This window comes from Thalassotalea sp. SU-HH00458, from assembly GCF_040362795.1.
Lineage (GTDB): Bacteria > Pseudomonadota > Gammaproteobacteria > Enterobacterales > Alteromonadaceae > Thalassotalea_H > Thalassotalea_H castellviae.
The window spans coordinates 73,817-90,071 of record NZ_BAABWW010000002.1 but is presented as its reverse complement, the minus strand read 5'-3'; the positions used below and the strand labels follow the sequence as shown (position 1 = coordinate 90,071).

At 35.5% G+C, this 16,255-nt stretch carries 13 protein-coding genes; 8 read left to right on the top strand and 5 right to left on the bottom strand.

Translation table 11 applies throughout. The features are described from left to right. Positions 1-228: 228 nt before the first annotated feature. The 3 genes from ABXH06_RS03370 to ABXH06_RS03360 form a co-directional block, all read right to left on the bottom strand. Positions 229-2,121: a hypothetical protein gene (locus ABXH06_RS03370; protein WP_353517300.1), complete on the bottom strand. Its 1,893-nt coding sequence runs from the start codon at positions 2,119-2,121 to the stop codon at positions 229-231. Then, positions 2,118-4,649 carry a DUF8727 domain-containing protein gene (locus tag ABXH06_RS03365; RefSeq protein ID WP_353517299.1) on the bottom strand — a complete coding sequence of 844 codons (2,532 nt, stop codon included), beginning with the start codon at positions 4,647-4,649 and terminating at the stop codon, positions 2,118-2,120. Before ABXH06_RS03365 ends, ABXH06_RS03370 begins: the two co-directional genes overlap by 4 nt. Positions 4,650-5,003: 354 nt before the next feature. Continuing rightward, positions 5,004-5,702 carry a hypothetical protein gene (locus ABXH06_RS03360; RefSeq protein WP_353517298.1) on the bottom strand — a complete coding sequence of 233 codons (699 nt, stop codon included), beginning with the start codon at positions 5,700-5,702 and terminating at the stop codon, positions 5,004-5,006. Between the two features lie 198 nt (positions 5,703-5,900). Between ABXH06_RS03360 and ABXH06_RS03355 the strand changes: the two genes are divergently transcribed. Then, on the top strand, positions 5,901-6,443 hold the full coding sequence (locus tag ABXH06_RS03355; protein WP_353517297.1) for a recombinase family protein: 543 nt from the start codon (positions 5,901-5,903) through the stop codon (positions 6,441-6,443). On the opposite strand, the gene ABXH06_RS03350 is transcribed toward ABXH06_RS03355, so the two are convergent. Continuing rightward, a complete protein-coding gene (locus tag ABXH06_RS03350) occupies positions 6,440-7,048 on the bottom strand; it encodes a hypothetical protein (RefSeq protein WP_353517296.1) in 609 nt (202 codons plus the stop codon). The two genes, ABXH06_RS03355 and ABXH06_RS03350, sit on opposite strands and share 4 nt — an antisense overlap. Positions 7,049-7,320: 272 nt before the next feature. On the opposite strand from ABXH06_RS03350, the gene ABXH06_RS03345 reads away from it, so the two are divergent. From ABXH06_RS03345 to ABXH06_RS03315, 7 genes are all read left to right on the top strand, one after another. Next, on the top strand, positions 7,321-9,387 hold the full coding sequence (locus ABXH06_RS03345) for a DUF3987 domain-containing protein (protein ID WP_353517295.1): 2,067 nt from the start codon (positions 7,321-7,323) through the stop codon (positions 9,385-9,387). 70 nt (positions 9,388-9,457) lie between these two features. After that, entirely contained in the window at positions 9,458-10,741 is a 1,284-nt protein-coding gene (locus ABXH06_RS03340) for a hypothetical protein (RefSeq protein WP_353517294.1), read from the top strand. Between the two features lie 449 nt (positions 10,742-11,190). Continuing rightward, on the top strand, positions 11,191-11,709 hold the full coding sequence (locus ABXH06_RS03335) for a FlgO family outer membrane protein (protein ID WP_353517293.1): 519 nt from the start codon (positions 11,191-11,193) through the stop codon (positions 11,707-11,709). 16 nt (positions 11,710-11,725) lie between these two features. Then, positions 11,726-12,346 carry a FlgO family outer membrane protein gene (locus ABXH06_RS03330; RefSeq protein ID WP_353517292.1) on the top strand — a complete coding sequence of 207 codons (621 nt, stop codon included), beginning with the start codon at positions 11,726-11,728 and terminating at the stop codon, positions 12,344-12,346. 155 nt (positions 12,347-12,501) lie between these two features. Continuing rightward, complete coding sequence (locus tag ABXH06_RS03325) at positions 12,502-13,152, top strand: FlgO family outer membrane protein (RefSeq protein ID WP_353517291.1); 651 nt, start codon at positions 12,502-12,504, stop codon at positions 13,150-13,152. 178 nt (positions 13,153-13,330) lie between these two features. Further along, positions 13,331-13,975 (top strand): response regulator, encoded by a 645-nt coding sequence (locus ABXH06_RS03320; RefSeq protein ID WP_353517290.1) that lies wholly within the window; start codon positions 13,331-13,333, stop codon positions 13,973-13,975. Further along, a complete protein-coding gene (locus ABXH06_RS03315; protein WP_353517289.1) occupies positions 13,963-15,663 on the top strand; it encodes a histidine kinase in 1,701 nt (566 codons plus the stop codon). The genes ABXH06_RS03320 and ABXH06_RS03315 overlap by 13 nt, the downstream gene beginning before the upstream one ends. A 9-nt stretch (positions 15,664-15,672) precedes the next feature. Here ABXH06_RS03315 and ABXH06_RS03310 read toward each other — a convergent pair whose 3' ends face one another. Beyond that, the gene (locus ABXH06_RS03310; protein ID WP_353517288.1) at positions 15,673-16,155 is read right to left on the bottom strand and encodes a hypothetical protein; all 483 of its coding nucleotides are present in this window, start codon (positions 16,153-16,155) and stop codon (positions 15,673-15,675) included. Positions 16,156-16,255 lie beyond the last annotated feature (100 nt).

Below are 16,255 nucleotides of genomic sequence, written 5' to 3'. Positions count from 1 at the left end.
AGAAAATTTAACACTTTGATTTTATTATCTTTCTTTAATATTCAATAGATATTAAAAACCTTTGTAAAGACGGCTTCGAACAATTGAACTCACAGCCAATAGCAGATATTCAGTTGTAACTCATTTTTACACCTAAATGATTAATTACTTTATAACATATAGCTTTAACGCCAAACCTACGTTTATGCTAACCAGTATTGTTGATATTAAGATAACTTACATTGATATTTATTTAATAACTTGAAGGTTATATGGCTCTGGTTGGTTAATTCCCAACAATTTACGCTGTGTTTTACCGTGATAATCATAAGCCTTGATTATTGTATTAAATAAGCGAGATACAGCACTAGGTGTCGATTTTATTCCCATTGTTTGAGGGAATATGCATAAGTCTTCACCCACTAAATGTTCTTTAAGTAGCCTCGTTGCAACACTTTGGCTACCATGAGGGTACATGAGGACAAGAAGTTTTACTGGCGACATGCCGATTGAGAAATCTTCTTTAACTTCGAATAAATCTCTTAAGTACTTTTGCTCTGTGCTTGGAATTGCATACTTTATTATATTAGTGTGATTTTGAAATTTGGCATCCAAAATAATGACCAAAGGCTCTTCCCAATCTTTGTTGTCTATTTGTAAAACAAAGTCAGGGCAATAATGGTGTTCTCCAAATTTCGCTTTATCGTGTGAGCTAGGTGGTTTAGAGACTTTGATTAAATCACCTGGTCTAGAAATACCTTGTCGAAATTTATAAATATTAGGCTCGAATTTTAGCGAAATAGTTGTATCGAGATCTTTATAAAGAAATAAATTATTTGTCTGGCCCTTCGGTCTTGTCGCTAATTCACCGTCATAAGGTAAAGTCTCAGAATAAGAAATATAGGATTCAAGCGTTCTAGGGATTTTTAATTCTTTTGAAACAAGTGAGTTTAAAAAGAGTAAACAACAAATCTCGTAAATAGAGGATAGGCTTCTTAATCCCATTAATACGTTTTCTGTATTTATGTCTGGCGCTTTTGAAAGGTACCACTGGTTTATCTTGATATACGAGGTTCGATAATGTGGCCTTGCAGTGACAAAAGGGGTCATCTTAGGTCGTAATTGCGGTACCAGTTTAACATTTAAGTTTTTGTCATACAGTGAGATCAGGAATTTGTTTTTCTTCTCAACTTTAGCTATTTCACTTAATTGATGAGCGATAATATCCTTTTTATAACCTATCAACGTATGATCGAAAGATACAAACTCATTGCTATCATCGGTAGTGGTCATTTTTCTTTGGACGCCATCATCAAGCTCACTTAAGAAATTCTTACGTAAATTCGAAAGATACTGTTTAGCCGCGAAAAGAAAGCTATAGATAACTCTGTTTTCAAATACGTCCGAATTCTCCGCGAGAATTTCTTTGGGTACCTGATGCGAGACATATGGCCGATTATTTATCAGTATGTTTGATGTGTGAATATCACTTGGTTCGACTTGATCGAGGTGGCTCAGTAAATAATGAACGCTATCAGGACCGGTAGGTTGCCCTTGTTGAGATAACACCATCTCGTGTTCCCAATTAAATTTATGATCTTTGATTATCTTGGCTTGGTTAGTAAATAAATAATCAACGGCATCTTTAATTAGAGCGAAGCGGTTACCCGCGCTTTCATTGTCCTTGTTTAAGCTAGTGCTGGTATAAGATTTAGAGAAGCACAGCAGATATACATCGTCCAGATTAGACGATATATATTGAATCATTTGTTGTGCTAATTCAGCGTTAGCTCGGCGGGCTCTTATGTCTACTTTAAATGTGTGAGGGTGAATAAAATCATTATCGAAGCACAATGAAACTTCACTCTCACCAAAGTAATTATAAAACACTTGTTTGTGGTGTTTTTCGCTAGGCTCAACAGTAATGAATGTACGCTTAGTGTCAGATGCTGACACTAAGCGTAGTTTGTACGGGACATCACCAATAACGACGTAGGGATCACCATTATCAAATAACTCCGCTGGTACAGTGACTTCTATGTCAATGTAATCAGTTTCATTAATTTGAATGATTTCACTCGTTGTTGGATAGAAAGAATTTTTGTAATTTTGTCTTTCTACGTATAACGCCCATTGGATCATAATAATGCACCATAGGTGTGTAGATTTAATTGACCACGGTTAATAATTCGCTGCAGGCGTGAATTAGTTTTGGTTAAAGCATCAGGTAAAATGTGCTGTAATGCTTGAAGTCTTACACCAAACTCTTCACCAAACCCGTTTAGTAACGGGATTATATGTTGAGATACCGCGTAGTCTAATGCTGTTAATCTATCACTGATCATCAAGCTAGAGGCAACGTTGTAATAGTTGGTGATAGCTTTAATCTTTCGGTATGAAACGATCACTTGTGAACCGAATTTTGTATTGTCGTCATAAAGTACTTTAATAATATCGTTTAATATATTTTGTACTTCGTCAGGGAGCGCTGTATTTGCCTTAGGCTGGAATAATCTTATGAAGTCATTTCCGCTTAGTATTTGCTTCACCTTAGCTTCTTTTTCAGAAGTGCTTTGGATGATAGCCGAACCGTCTATTTGCTCTTCAAAATGAACAATCGCGCTACGATCTAGCATTCTTGGTGTTAAGGATTGTACCGATTCGTCGTGGTTGATAGTGCCTAAAAATCTAATGTGCTCAGGAACAGCAAGCATTGGATTGTCTTGGTCGCCAGTGTGGATTACTCGGTTTGACTCTTTATCCGCCATTTCCATGAATGGACTGAAATAGTGCTCTGGTTGAGATAGGTTAAATTCATCCAGTAAAACAATTGCTGGTGCATTTACATCGCCATCGTTTTGAGCTTGCATTTGATTGATTAAATCATACAAACCTGTGGCAGAAGGGACATAGCTTTGAGATAGCGCGTTATAAAAACCAAGTACATCACGTTGAGAAGTCCACCCGCGAGCAACAGGAATGTTGAGTAATCGGTTATCCAATCCCGCCGCTTTACCAATTAATTTAGCTAGTGACGTTTTGCCTGTGCCGGGTAAGCCACTAAATAACGTAAACTGACTCTGACTCACGCATGTGATGATGTTCGTTAAATCTTCGAAGTCGACTTTACGCCCGAAATCGGTTAATTGTTCAGAGACACTTTCGATGAACTGGCTTTGCTCGGTTGTGTCAAAACTTTCAAGTTTAGTGTTGGCTGGCGTATTAAATGAAATATGCTCTTTGTGCTCTTTCTTCAGCACCCCACTAAGCATATCAACTCTAGGTTTAAGTTTAACTAATTCATGCAGTAATTCATCATTGCTATCACTAATCTGCTTTTGGATGTTGTCTTTTTGCTCTTCGAGTTTTTCTAAATCATTATTTGCAAACTTAATTGCGGCAGAAAGATCTGTTCTATAATTTTCCATTTCTTCTAATGAACTATATTGCTGGAACTTTTCTTGTATTTGATTCAGGTCATTATTTGCGTCATCAATCTGCTTTCTTTTTTCTAATAACGTCGAGTCTAGCTTGCTAGCTTCTTCAGCCGCTTGCTCTTTTTGGAAGTCGATATTGACAGAGTTTTTCAACTCTTCATTAGCTTGACGAACCTGAGTTTCTATAGCCGCTTTTTGCTGGCGCAATTGGTTGCAGGACTCAGTTAAATCCGCCATGTCTTGAGTTAGTCGTTCTTCGAAACGCGCACGCTCTTCTTGAAAATATTCGTCTTTATTGTCGTCAATGAAGGCTTGGAGTATTTCCTTGCCTTTTTCTGATTCGATAAATTCATCGAGCAGGGTTTTTCTTTCATGTGGCCAAGCATCAGCTAAATCAAAAAGATCGAATAATTTATTAAATCTCGGTTTATGCACTCTGAACTCACGGATGGTGCCGACTTGCTTTCTAATTAGATCACGTTGACCTTTACTGAAGTTCCGAATATTAGGGTTAGAAGCTAACATTCCGCCGTAACGGGTCACAAGATCGTGATCGCTGATATGGTCAATGAGTTTTTCAGCATGGTTTAACGCGTCTTTTAGATCGCTAATAACAGTAAAATCATTTGCGCCAAGCTTAATGGTTGTCACTTTTTCATGGACTAAACCTAGGTGAATTTCACTGTAGTGGAATGATTGCAATAACTTTGTTTGATCAGCTGAACGCTGCTCTTGTGATACGGCAGAAAGTTCAACCAAATATTCGTTGAATGATTCATTCTCAATATTGACTGAAACTACTTCAAAGGGGCCTGATAGTATATCGTCATTTTCTAGGAAAACTAATTTGGAAATTGGTTTGTTGGAAGTAGTGATAAGCATGTTGTTGTGATCGGGAACAACATTTTTAATGATCTGAGCTGTAACTAATTTAGACTTTATCGGACTAGCATGCTGGCCAGTTGATACATAACGGCATTTACCATCTTCCATTTCCTTTGACGTTTCATTGACGCGAAGTTCAAATAATTCATGAGTATATCTGCTTTCTAAATCATCGTAGCCAGCTGTTACGAAAACCATCTTAGTATCACAAAAATGTTCTTTGGTATTAATGGGGTAGTATTCATCATTAATTTTTTCAAATACGGCTTGAACTATGCCTTGGTGAGATGAGTTCCTAAAAGAGTGATCAAGATATGCGATAATAGCGCGTTCAGCGGTGTGGTTCATTTAAAATCCTAAGAATATTTTTTAAGTTTATTAACAATGTGATAGGGAGGTAGCGTCCTTTGCTATATTTCATAGGTAGAAGTCATGGAACAAGTTAGATGACCCAGGAGTCAAAAAGAAACTAAAACAATCACTTATCAATAGTAATATAAAGGCTGTAAAATCAAAGTAAAGGATAATTTTGTTCGTTATTTGAGTTAGGCATAGACAACACTAAATATATTGTTGATTTTAACGGCAACAAATACCAAATAGATACACAAAATTGTATCTTTTCCAACCAACAATAAATGGCTGTTTTAAGTACAGTCATAACGCTCACACTATCGATTAAAAACATTAATGAGTTTAAAATTACAACTTGAGATTAACTCCCATTTTTTGTTTTATACTTCTTCTGCTTTTAGATTTATTAATGCTAGAAAAAGTTGGATTAACCTTAACTTCAAATTCGAAATGGATATTACTTGTTTGGTCAGAGCTATCTGCTTCGGGTCTAGTTGGCATTACATAACGGTTATTACAGAAGCGAACCAGCACATCTTCAGGAATATAAAAATTTTTGAGATGTTCAACATGAATCCTCTTTATTGTTTTAATAACTGTATCCAAATCAATAGATCTGTTCTTTTGTTTAATAATCTTTAAAGTGGTTTTTGCTAGATCTTCACAATTTAATTGTTTGAAAAAATCTAACACGACTAAATCATTAATAACCCCCTGTGGTTCAAATGTAGTTTTTAGCTTGCTCAGTTCCTTTAATTTATTAGCAATACTTGGGAGTAAATGAAGGCGCTCGGTAAATAGCTGCTTTGTGTTATCACATCCAATTGACCATGCCTCCTCTTTATTAAGCTTACCTATTGAATGTAGAATAGTATCAACTGCTTCATTGATATTGCTTATTTCCCTCTCGGTTTCTTCCACCAATGCTGTATTTTCAGAGCAACGTTTTTTCTTATTAACCAAGGACTCTGTTGGCTTTTTATATTTCCTAATCTCAGCCATTTTTTCACGTTTGGCCTGCTTTTCATTGTAGTGATATTCGTCCATATAAAATAATGTCCCAAACTATATTTGAACTTCAGCTTGCCAGTACTTTAAACAGTTTTCAATCTGTTAAACGACTATTTAGAGTGTACTCAAAATGAACGTTCATTTTCCGTAATTACTTTGTCAGTTTTAAGTATTGTGGCTTTTAAAATATCCAATTATTTTGGAATTCTAGATTTAAAACATACGGTGACAAATATGAGTGCACAAATAGGGTATATTCGAGTAAGTACAGTCGAGCAGAATACAGCTCGCCAATTGTTAAATTTAAAATTAGATAAAGTTTTTACGGACAAATGCAGCGGCAAAGATACAAATCGACCAGCACTAACTCAGCTAATCGAATTCTCTCGTGAAGGCGACGTTATTCATTGTCATGACATCAGCCGAATGGCTCGTTCAACCGAAGACTTGCTTCGCTTAATCAAAGAGTTTACCGCTAAAAATATCACCTTAAAATTTCACAAAGAAAACTTAACCTTTGATGGCTCTAACAATCCTCTCCAACAGTTGATGATGACCATTCTATCTGGGATCTATCAATTCGAAAGAGCAATGATTTTAGAACGCCAGCGAGAAGGAATTGAGATTGCTAAAGCCAAAGGTAAATACCGAGGAAAAAGAGTTAACCACAAGCTTCATGACCAAATTCGTGAACTATACGCTCAAGGTCATAATAAAACCCAAATAGCTAAAAAGCTAGGGTGTGTCAGAGCTACAGTATACAAAGCTTTATCCTAGCTAATAGTATTTCGCCATACTCTAAAAATTTTTCTGTTTTCCATTCCTTCATAAATACTGATATGGCGAATTTCACTTCTAACCTTAGGATCTCCCCCTTCCGCCTTATTCCCATGTTTTGTCGTGATTGTTATGTAATGAAGTCCGTGTAGCTTTCTCAAAGACTTAATTAACGTTTCATTTTTAACAAAAATATTTAAATTTTCCAATTCGAATTTCAAATTTCTAAGAGGTGTTGGTTGAGCATAAGAATATCCGCGATAATCAACCCAAAAACTGCCATCTTCACCAATATTATATAAAGACTGTTCAGATTCTGCAGTCCAAAAAACTTCTCCAAAGCTATTTGATTCATTAGTTTCTATTAGAAACTTAATACCAACGGCAATAGCTATATCGATTTTTGTAAGTATACGGTTTGATACTAAATTCAAATAAAAAACATCCTCCCAAATATTGGCTTTAACTTCATCTTTGAACCTAACACCATCACTCCCCTTATAAGGCGTCACCGTGCTTTTAAATAATTCTCGAGTATCCTTTTTCATCTGATAGTTTAATTTCAGGGGGGTTCTATAAGTTCCTACCGACTCGCTCAAGTCCATAAATCTACAACCATCGACTTAATAACAATAACTAATATTTACACCTTTCCATAACTACCGTCAACTCTAGCTGCTGAGTATTTCTACTAATATACAAGTGCTAACAAAATACAAAACCACAAACACTACATACATAACACGCTGTTATAAAAGTATTTTTTGTTGGTTCATACATCCTATCATTGCCGCTATTAGTAAACTTCTATCCTACTTAGAATGACCTCAAATCAAATGATTTTGTTTTTATGTTCATTTAACAAGAGGTAACAGCTATGAACTCACTTATCCCTGTAGACAGAGCAGGTAATTCGCTAATTCAGATCAATCAACAATTCGTATATTACAAGAGTGATTCGAAGCGAAAAAAAATTGAATGGAAACGAGATTCTGGATTAAAGGCTAAGAAAGTTAATGCTTCAGGCTATAATCTAACATACAAGGTAGATGCTGAGTCGAATGCAAATCATAACGTATATGTTTTTGCTATGACCATGGTTGCAAATATAAGAAAAGTTGAAGAATTTATTGATGATACTCCTCTTAAGCCTTTCCTAATAACGCATTTAACACCGAAACGGTTTCATATCATCTACGCCATCGAAAATTGCAATACATTAGATGGAGATAAGATAGCAAAAGCAACAGGAGAAAGACTTAATAACTGGAAATTAAACAATATTTCTGCCACGTATATCCCAATAGCACAAACAAAGTATTGGGCAAAAGGTAAATCTTACACCGTAAAAACAGTTTTCAGCATGGGCGCTGGCTATGACGCTAAATACTTTGTGGAACGAATGAGTTTAGATATTTGGCTAACTCCTTTATCCCTTAACGATCAACCTGATTGTCGAACCCAAATTAATGATAATTGCCTACCAAAGTTTCTTTTAACTTTTGCAAAATCAGTTGCAAAATCGATTGCATGTCCATTGGATAATGTTGTTATACCAATGCTGGTGATGCTGGCTTCATTAATCCATCACAAAATTCATATCCAACCAAACAACGCAAGAAACTTCCTACTAGCTATTAATTTATGGGGAGTAGTTATCATGCTTTCTGGTAGTAAAAAATCTCCACCATTACGATATCTGATTGATTTTTTAAAACCTTTGCAAGAACAGGCTAACGACAAATATTTCCATGAAAAAAAGTCATTTGAACGATTACAAAAGAAAAACGCTTTAACTAACAAAACAATAGAACGTGAAGCAGAAAAACTTTTAAAAGAAATAATAGGGTTAAGCGAAGACGATCCTGAAAAGATGCAAATTAACTATGACGTTGAAGAGCTCTTAAAAGGGTTACAAGATACAAAACAAAAGTGTCCGCAAAAGCTGTATACCTTAGCTGATTTTACTCCTGCGGCATTTGTTGAAAAAATGATCCAAAATCCTAATGGATTACTACTTCAATTAGATGAATTATTTCAATTATTTGAAAAACTTAGCAGAAAAGAAAACGAAAGCCTTCGAGGTTTTTTCTTAGCACTATTTGAGTCTTTTGGTGTATACGACAAAGCCCTAAAAACAGAAGAGCAAAGGGATTGTTCTGATCGAACCATTTCTATTATCGGCTCCACACAGCCGGATAAAATACGACCTATGATCGCCAAGGCCATAAGCGGCACTGACCAAAATGATGGTTTTTTTAATCGCTTTCAACTACTTGTTTGTCCTCAACCAATCGCTACGATTGAAAGCCAAACTCATGATATTGACCCTGCTTTAGAGGTAGAATTTAGAAACTTTGTAAATACCTTAGACAAATCAAACCTAGGTTTTGCTAAAGATACCAAATTAACAGAAAAACGTGTTCAGTTTAGTAGTAATGCTCAATCCCTGTTTGATCAGTTCAGTATTGATAATGAACTAAGTATTCAAAAGCTCTTATCTGGCAACGGTAATGAAGTAATTGCGAGCCATTACAATAAATACCCTGCGTTAGTCGCTAAGCTGGCAACACTATTTAACCTAGCAAGTATATTTGATGCCAACAAACAGCTAGCGATAAAAACAGTGAGAAGTAAATATGTTTCTCAAGCAATTAATTTTGTCAATTACTTAAAATCACACGCAAACTTTATCCTTAGTAGTGAAACCAATATTACTCATAAAAATGCCGAAAAGATTTTATCTTCTTTAGCTCGATTTGATGACGGTCACTTCACAACTGCTGATATTAAACGTTTTGATTGGTCTGGCTTAGGTCGCGATACAAAAGCGATCCAAGACGCTCTCAATTTCCTAGTTGAAATGAGAGTCCTTAAAAAAGGTAAGGCTACCAAAGCTAATTCAGAGCGTTGGTTAATCAATCCACTTTATTTAACTAAGTAGTTTTAAATATTCACACACTTTACACACTCATCATGTATGTAAAGTGTGTGACTTTCATGAGGCATTAACCATGACAAAAATCAGTTCATCATCTAACAGTATCTCCCAGCATCAGAAAAAAAACAATAATACAACTACTCATGCAGACCCCAGTGTGAGAACCATTACTAGTAAACCAACCTACCTAGAATCGGTATATAAGTATTTAACCACTACTTCTAAACTGCTTACTATTCCAGAAGTAAAACGACTCCAGTACCAATTTGAAAAACCTAGATGCTTCTATTCAATCATGGAATCTTGGTTCAGATTGCAAAGTTATGATGAAAGCCTATCCAACGAGGAACTAAGGTTTCTTGAAGATTATCTACAAGCTGTATTAGAAAACCCTGTTCATACAGGATTTTTGCCATTTTGCGATGCGTTAGCTTTCACCATTGATGTAAATGAAAAGCAGCTACAAAAGCTACATAAAGCTTTTTTGAACTTTAATCACAAAGACTTTAAGCAAACTAAAAAATGTCGATTAGTACGCGAAGACCTACCTGATTCACCAGAGTTTTTTACTTTTTATTCAAAGTTTTCATTTGGAAAAGATAAACACATTTATGTTTTCTGGGGGCTATCTGACAAAGTTAGAAAGCAACGCCCTGATCATCGTCGATTAAAGATATCTTTTAATCCCGCTCGCTTTAATCGAGATGAACTGATTACATTCTTTGATTGGTTAAAGAGTTGCAAGCTATTTAATTACCGAAAGTTAATGCGCTCAGCAAACGTTACTAGAGTAGATGTGGCAGCTGATATTATTGGGGTGCACGTTAAAGATATCTTAGCTGATAAAGAAAAAGTCCTGTTTTTCGATTACTACCCCAAAGAAGATGATCTTTCTCTTCGAGTTCAAACACAGGAAATTGGCAATCCTGAACGTAGTAAATCGTTACTTTATGACAAAGTGTTCAAATTACTAGGACTGGGTAACCCTGATATTACATTGCCCGTTTTCAAAAATTCATATGTTCCGATAGCTCGGTATGAAAGACGTATCAAGTTGCGCGACTTTAAAGCATTATCATTGTCAAAGTTACAGGACTGTCCATACTTTCTAGATCAGACAACAATGTACTCTCCTAGCATTTTGAGACAGCTAACACCTGAACAACGCAATAGTATTGAACGATATGGTTTTACTTATTGGCTAAATATCCTGCTAGGCGAAAAGCCAAAACAACAGAATAAAGTTTATGAACTTATACAATCCAATGAATTAAACATTGCACATGAAGAACTGCAATTATTACAGAAATATATGCTGAAGAAGTTGAGTGAGCTTATTATTGATAGGTACGCTTGAATGTTGTGTTCATTCCACTTGCTTACGATAAAAATGTGAAGCACATTTAGGACAAGGATTTAAACCAACCGAACTTCCCTGATAATAATGGTTACATGAAATACATTGCCAACTAGCAATTGTATTTTGAGTATCCACAGGAACCACAGTAGCCCTATTTTCCTGAGCGACCCTGCTAAGTTCTTTATACCTGAATGTCCTTTGACTTGACTCTAATTTTTGCGTGCTGATTATATCGTATTATGTGTTAGAGCGTAGCCCTAAGAATTATTCTTATTGAGTAAGAGGTTATGACGTCGATAATGGGTTATAAACTTTGTCTAGTGGCTTCCAAAAAATTGATGAACATATACAAAACGTTAACGAGCATAACTGTCCTATGCACTCTGTGTTTTAGCTGTACTACTATCCATAGAGCTCCTACAGCTCAACAAGAGAGTAAACTTTTTGTGACTTCACCTTATCAGCACGAACGTGCTTTATTTATTCAGAACTATGTAGATGGAATGACTGATGCACTTATTGTTAATGGTAATGGTGCTATTAAGCTGGGTCGAATTGCTGTTGGTTCAGTCAATATGATTGATAGTTTCCATTTAGCGCAAGATAAAACACATCATTTAAATTTTTTAGGCCTTCAAGTTCAAGAAAGTCTAATGACATCATTTCTTCGTCGTGACTATCGTGTTGTAGAGTTTAGGCGTACTAACCAGTTACTTTTAAAAGAAAACTACGACCAAATGTTGAGTAGACAGTTAACAGAGTTATCGAACTCTCAAGAATTTAATTACTTTTTAACAGGCACTATGAAGTATCAAGACAATGGCGCCATTATAAACTTGAGAATGGTTGACTTAAGTAACAATGAGGTTGTTTCTGCAACGACTAAGCTCGTACCAAGCGATGTGTTTTGGCCAAGAAATCAAGTGATGATGAATAATGGATTAATTTATCGTTCTAGTAATTAAGGTTGAGTTTTTATTTATGAAACAATGTATTTATTTACTTTTATCATTACTAGTACTTTCTTGCTCAACTATAGATGAAAGCGAGCAGGACTTCACAAGATCTAAACAAGAAATTTCAAAAGTTAACCAAGCTGCGCTAATTGAGCGCTTTCATAAAATCAAAGATTTGTCGTTCTACATAAAGCAAATGACGAATGAGCTGTTGAGCAATATCGAACATGTTAAACCTAATTCAGTCATTGCAACCTCAAGCTTTGTGTATGTGGATGGTGATTTCAAAAAGTCGCCGTTATTTGCAAAACAAATTCAAGAGAGCTTTACCTATGAATTTCATAAAGTCGGACAGCCAATTGTAGCATTCAAGGCTACAGGCTTTATTCGTGTAACTGAACAAGGTGATTTCGCTGTTTCCCGAGACTTTACAGAGCTAAAACAAAAGCAGCCTATTGATTACATCCTAGTTGGTACGCTTGCAAAACGACATGATGGTGTTCAAGTAAACGCAAAATTAGTCGGTGTTAAAACAAACGTTATCGTTGCAGCAGCTCAACAGGTCATTCCAAAGAGAGTGATAGAACTGTTTTTATCTTCCGTTCCACCTAAAGCACCTAAGGGGCAATTAATAGAACTTAAATAGAGTTTCATTGTTTAACTGTTAGTTAATGCAGATCTATTCTGAGAATCAGCAGCACCCAAATAAAAATACAAACCATTGAAAAATAAAATAAAAATAAAGTTATTCCCATTTCTGACGATAACTAATACACAAACATTTTTACATTAGGAATTATCATGTCGACAAAAATTTTAATACCCCTTTGTATTGCACTTATCTCGTTAACTGGTTGTGCTTATCATCATCACGATAGACACTGGGCTCATCAGGGAAAGCAGCATAACGAAAAGTCGATGCATAACCAGTTGATGGATTGGCAGCTATCATCAACCGTATACCGCCCGAGAACTACCCATAAGTTATTAAGTGACTATACGGAAGTACTGGCAATGAAACTAATAGAAAACATGAAATATGTGTCTGATAAAACACCAATTGCAATCACCTCTTTTGTAGAGCTGGATAACAACTTACAAACAACAAATATTTTAGGTAACCAGCTTGCTGAAAGCTTCATGAATGAGATGCAAGAGTTTGGCTTATCTGTCGTTGATGTTAATCACATGGGCAAAGTGGTTGTTACACCTTCTGGTGACTTTAGTTTTAGTCGAGACGGGAAAGAGCTAGGCCAATTTCCTGAATTAGACTACGTGCTTAGTGGTACCCTCACTTACAATACTAGAGGGGTGATTATAAATGCCAGAATAGTTGGGGTTGATAGTAAAGTTGTTGTTTCAAGTGCAAAAGGATTCATACCACATTTTATCGTTGAATCACTGCATCCTAGTTATTTACGAGACGGAATTAATTTAACATCAATAAGGTAAATTTTAGGTACAAAAACGACGTTACCAATATTACTTTTTGTTCTAACTCTGGCAGTAAGAAAAATTCTTAGAAAGAATCTTAAGTCTTATTTTCCGAATCAGTTACAATGCTTAGAAAATATTTTCTAAGCATTTTACTTAGACGGATTGAATTCTCGAAATCAAAAAAGAATAACAAATGACAAGAATAGCAATAATTGACGATCATAAGTTAGTAAGTGCAGGTTTCTCTCACTTAATTGAACTTGAAGATGAACTAAGTGTTGCTTGTATATGTAGTTCGTATGAAGAAGCCATTAGTCTAATAGACGATTCTATCGATGTCGCTGTTATTGATATTTCCATGCCCGGCAACAATGGTATTGAACTCGCAAAATACTTAGATGAAAAATTACCAAGCATTAAAAAACTTATCGTAAGTATGTATGCCAACCCCCACTATATTAAAGAAGCAAAACAGTATGGTGTACTTGCATATCTTTCTAAAAAGTCAGCGCCAAACGAGCTTATTGATGCAATTAATACAATTATCAATGGCGATGAATATTACCCCACAGAAATTCTCAAAAAGTTAAAAGCTTGTAATAAACTAACATTAAAGAAGCCACTAACAAACAGAGAATTAAACGTTTTAAAAGTGCTTGCCAAAAACTTATCTCCTAAGCAAGTAGCAAGTGAATTAGATGTAACACACAAAACAATTCTTGCGCATCGCTACAACCTGTATAACAAATTCGACGTTAATAACCAATTCGATTTGCTGCAAAAGGCTTTAGAGTTCGGGTTACTTACCAGTACGGACATTTCGCTTTGTTCAGTTTAGCTACCCCTCAACTTTCACAAAAACTAGTATCTTTTGGTTGGCAAAACTGGTTGCTGAAAAGTTTACTCATTATCGTCGTTTTCGCTTTTTTAGAAATTGTCTTATATCGATTTTCAATTCATTTTTCATTGTATGAAGGCTGGGTAAGTTGGTTCTTTCCTGTTGGTTTACGGTCTGTAATGTTTTTGTTGTTACCGTTTCGCTACTGGCCAGCTTTATTTTTAGCTAACGAGTGGGGAGCAGGAATTTATCAAGCTATTTTTTGGCAAACTGAATGGCTTAAAAACTTTAACGGTAACTATTTTTATTGGGTATTGGAGCGAGCCATAAGGCTACTCGATATTACCTATAGACAATATTGGGCCCTAATTCCTATTGCCGTATTAAAATATAAAGTAACCAGCTTACATTTCACTCAGCTAAGAGGTTTCATTTATGCTTTGATCGTATGTTCGCTTTATCGTGTATACACGTCAATTCATATTGCTTTCACATCAAATTCATACCAAGACATTCCTGATGAACGTAAATTTGAGATGATTTTAGGGCACTTTCTTGGTGGCTTCGTTGGCATTACTACAATGATGTTAGCCATATTTTTGGTTTTCCGTACTTGGCAATATAGACACCGAATAAATATTCCGAAATTAAAAAACGGCGCAATTCAATTATCATTGCTAATAATAACGACCTTATTATTATTCAGTCTGCAACCCGATACACTTTATCTGATGCGTATTCTGGCTATCATTCCACTCGTTTACTTTTTGGTTAAATTTGGCTGGTTTGGCATAACAGCATGCGCACTTGCTTTTAATTGTTTACTGTTTATTCACCTCTTTGGACTCAACGAAACCAAAATATTGGTAGAGAGCCAAATATATGTCATTAGTTACGCACTAACGGCATTATTACTAGGCGCACTATATGAAGAACAACAAACAGCACAGAGAGAACTTATACAATCTAATGAAAATCTTTCTTCATCTAATAAAGAGTTAACAAGCTTAACATTCAAGGTGCAAAATCTTGCAAAGCAGTTAGTTTCTGTTCAAGAAAAAGAGCGTCACTATCTATCGCAGGAGCTACATGATGAAGTCGGTCAAAATATCAGTGCGTTAAAAGTTGAACTAAAAGTATTGGAAAAAAGACTCGCCAAACAAAATATTGAGCTTTCTACTAAGCAATTAGACTCGGTATCAGATCATATTTATGATTCAGTGTATTCGGTATTAAACTGGTTAAGGCCGAGAGTATTAGACGATATTGGCTTATATGAATGTTTAACTGGCAACTATTTTAAAGATCGATTGGAAAAATCAGAAGTTGAATATCAAGCCACAATTAATAAAGACATCAATCAGCTAGACGATAACTTAACTGTAGCAATCTTCAGGATCACTCAAGAAGCCATAACAAATACTATTCGTTATGCCAATGCGAGTATTTTTATTATCAAATGCCAACAAAACGCTCACTCTGTAGACCTAACCTTAATTGATGACGGAAAAGGGTTTGAGGTTAATGAGTCCTCACCCCATACTGACTCAAAGGGAGGCTTTGGCTTAACAGGGATAGAGGATAGAGTTTATGCGTTAGGAGGTAAAATAAAAATAGTAACATTTCCCGATAAAGGCACAAAAATAGCTATTTCATGGCCTCTGACTTCTTTAGAGAAAAACGCTTAATTAGTCCTTTTAAACTAACTTAGGAAGTTGCTTCTCTACCAATTGCGCATAAAAAGTATTTGCCTGACTGATTAACGCTATGTGTTCACGTGTGAAATTTGAGTTTGGCATTACCCCTCCGTGCCTTTCTAATTGATTAACAAAGTCGGTTTGCCACATTTGAATAAGCCTATTTCTAGAAAGCCCTGATTTTAATTCATCCCAATCAGAGTTCGCGAATCTTAAATAACCTAGTTCTCCTACCGTTTTTCTATCGCTCAACACTTCATAGACTTCGAGTGCAACTAGTTGCCATACCTTTGCTTTCCTTTCTACCGTAACAAAAGACATGAACGCTTTAGGCTTAATGATAGGTGGAATGAATATCTGAATTAACGAATCATTTTCAGCGTCAGTTTCGTCTTCAAATACTTTTTTTATCGGTTGTGCTAATTGAAACCCAAGATTGGAGGTATCAATAGTTTTAGTAGTGTGTGTGTTTTTAATGGTCATTACATCTTCCTAATAACTGAATGTTTTCTAGTTAAAAATTACGAATCACAAGCGTAAATCAACCGTAATAACATTGTCAGAAAGCGCCATTTTCAACCGA

Bases quoted from the DNA above. Each gene is read 5' to 3' on its own strand.
- ABXH06_RS03340 (WP_353517294.1), top strand. From the start codon at position 9,458: ATGACAAAAATCAGTTCATCATCTAACAGTATCTCCCAGCATCAGAAA.
- ABXH06_RS03370 (WP_353517300.1), bottom strand. From the start codon at position 2,121: ATGATCCAATGGGCGTTATACGTAGAAAGACAAAATTACAAAAATTCT.
- ABXH06_RS03320 (WP_353517290.1), top strand. From the start codon at position 13,331: ATGACAAGAATAGCAATAATTGACGATCATAAGTTAGTAAGTGCAGGT.
- ABXH06_RS03345 (WP_353517295.1), top strand. From the start codon at position 7,321: ATGAACTCACTTATCCCTGTAGACAGAGCAGGTAATTCGCTAATTCAG.
- ABXH06_RS03365 (WP_353517299.1), bottom strand. From the start codon at position 4,649: ATGAACCACACCGCTGAACGCGCTATTATCGCATATCTTGATCACTCT.
- ABXH06_RS03355 (WP_353517297.1), top strand. From the start codon at position 5,901: ATGAGTGCACAAATAGGGTATATTCGAGTAAGTACAGTCGAGCAGAAT.
- ABXH06_RS03310 (WP_353517288.1), bottom strand. From the start codon at position 16,155: ATGACCATTAAAAACACACACACTACTAAAACTATTGATACCTCCAAT.
- ABXH06_RS03360 (WP_353517298.1), bottom strand. From the start codon at position 5,702: ATGGACGAATATCACTACAATGAAAAGCAGGCCAAACGTGAAAAAATG.
- ABXH06_RS03350 (WP_353517296.1), bottom strand. From the start codon at position 7,048: ATGGACTTGAGCGAGTCGGTAGGAACTTATAGAACCCCCCTGAAATTA.
- ABXH06_RS03330 (WP_353517292.1), top strand. From the start codon at position 11,726: ATGAAACAATGTATTTATTTACTTTTATCATTACTAGTACTTTCTTGC.
- ABXH06_RS03325 (WP_353517291.1), top strand. From the start codon at position 12,502: ATGTCGACAAAAATTTTAATACCCCTTTGTATTGCACTTATCTCGTTA.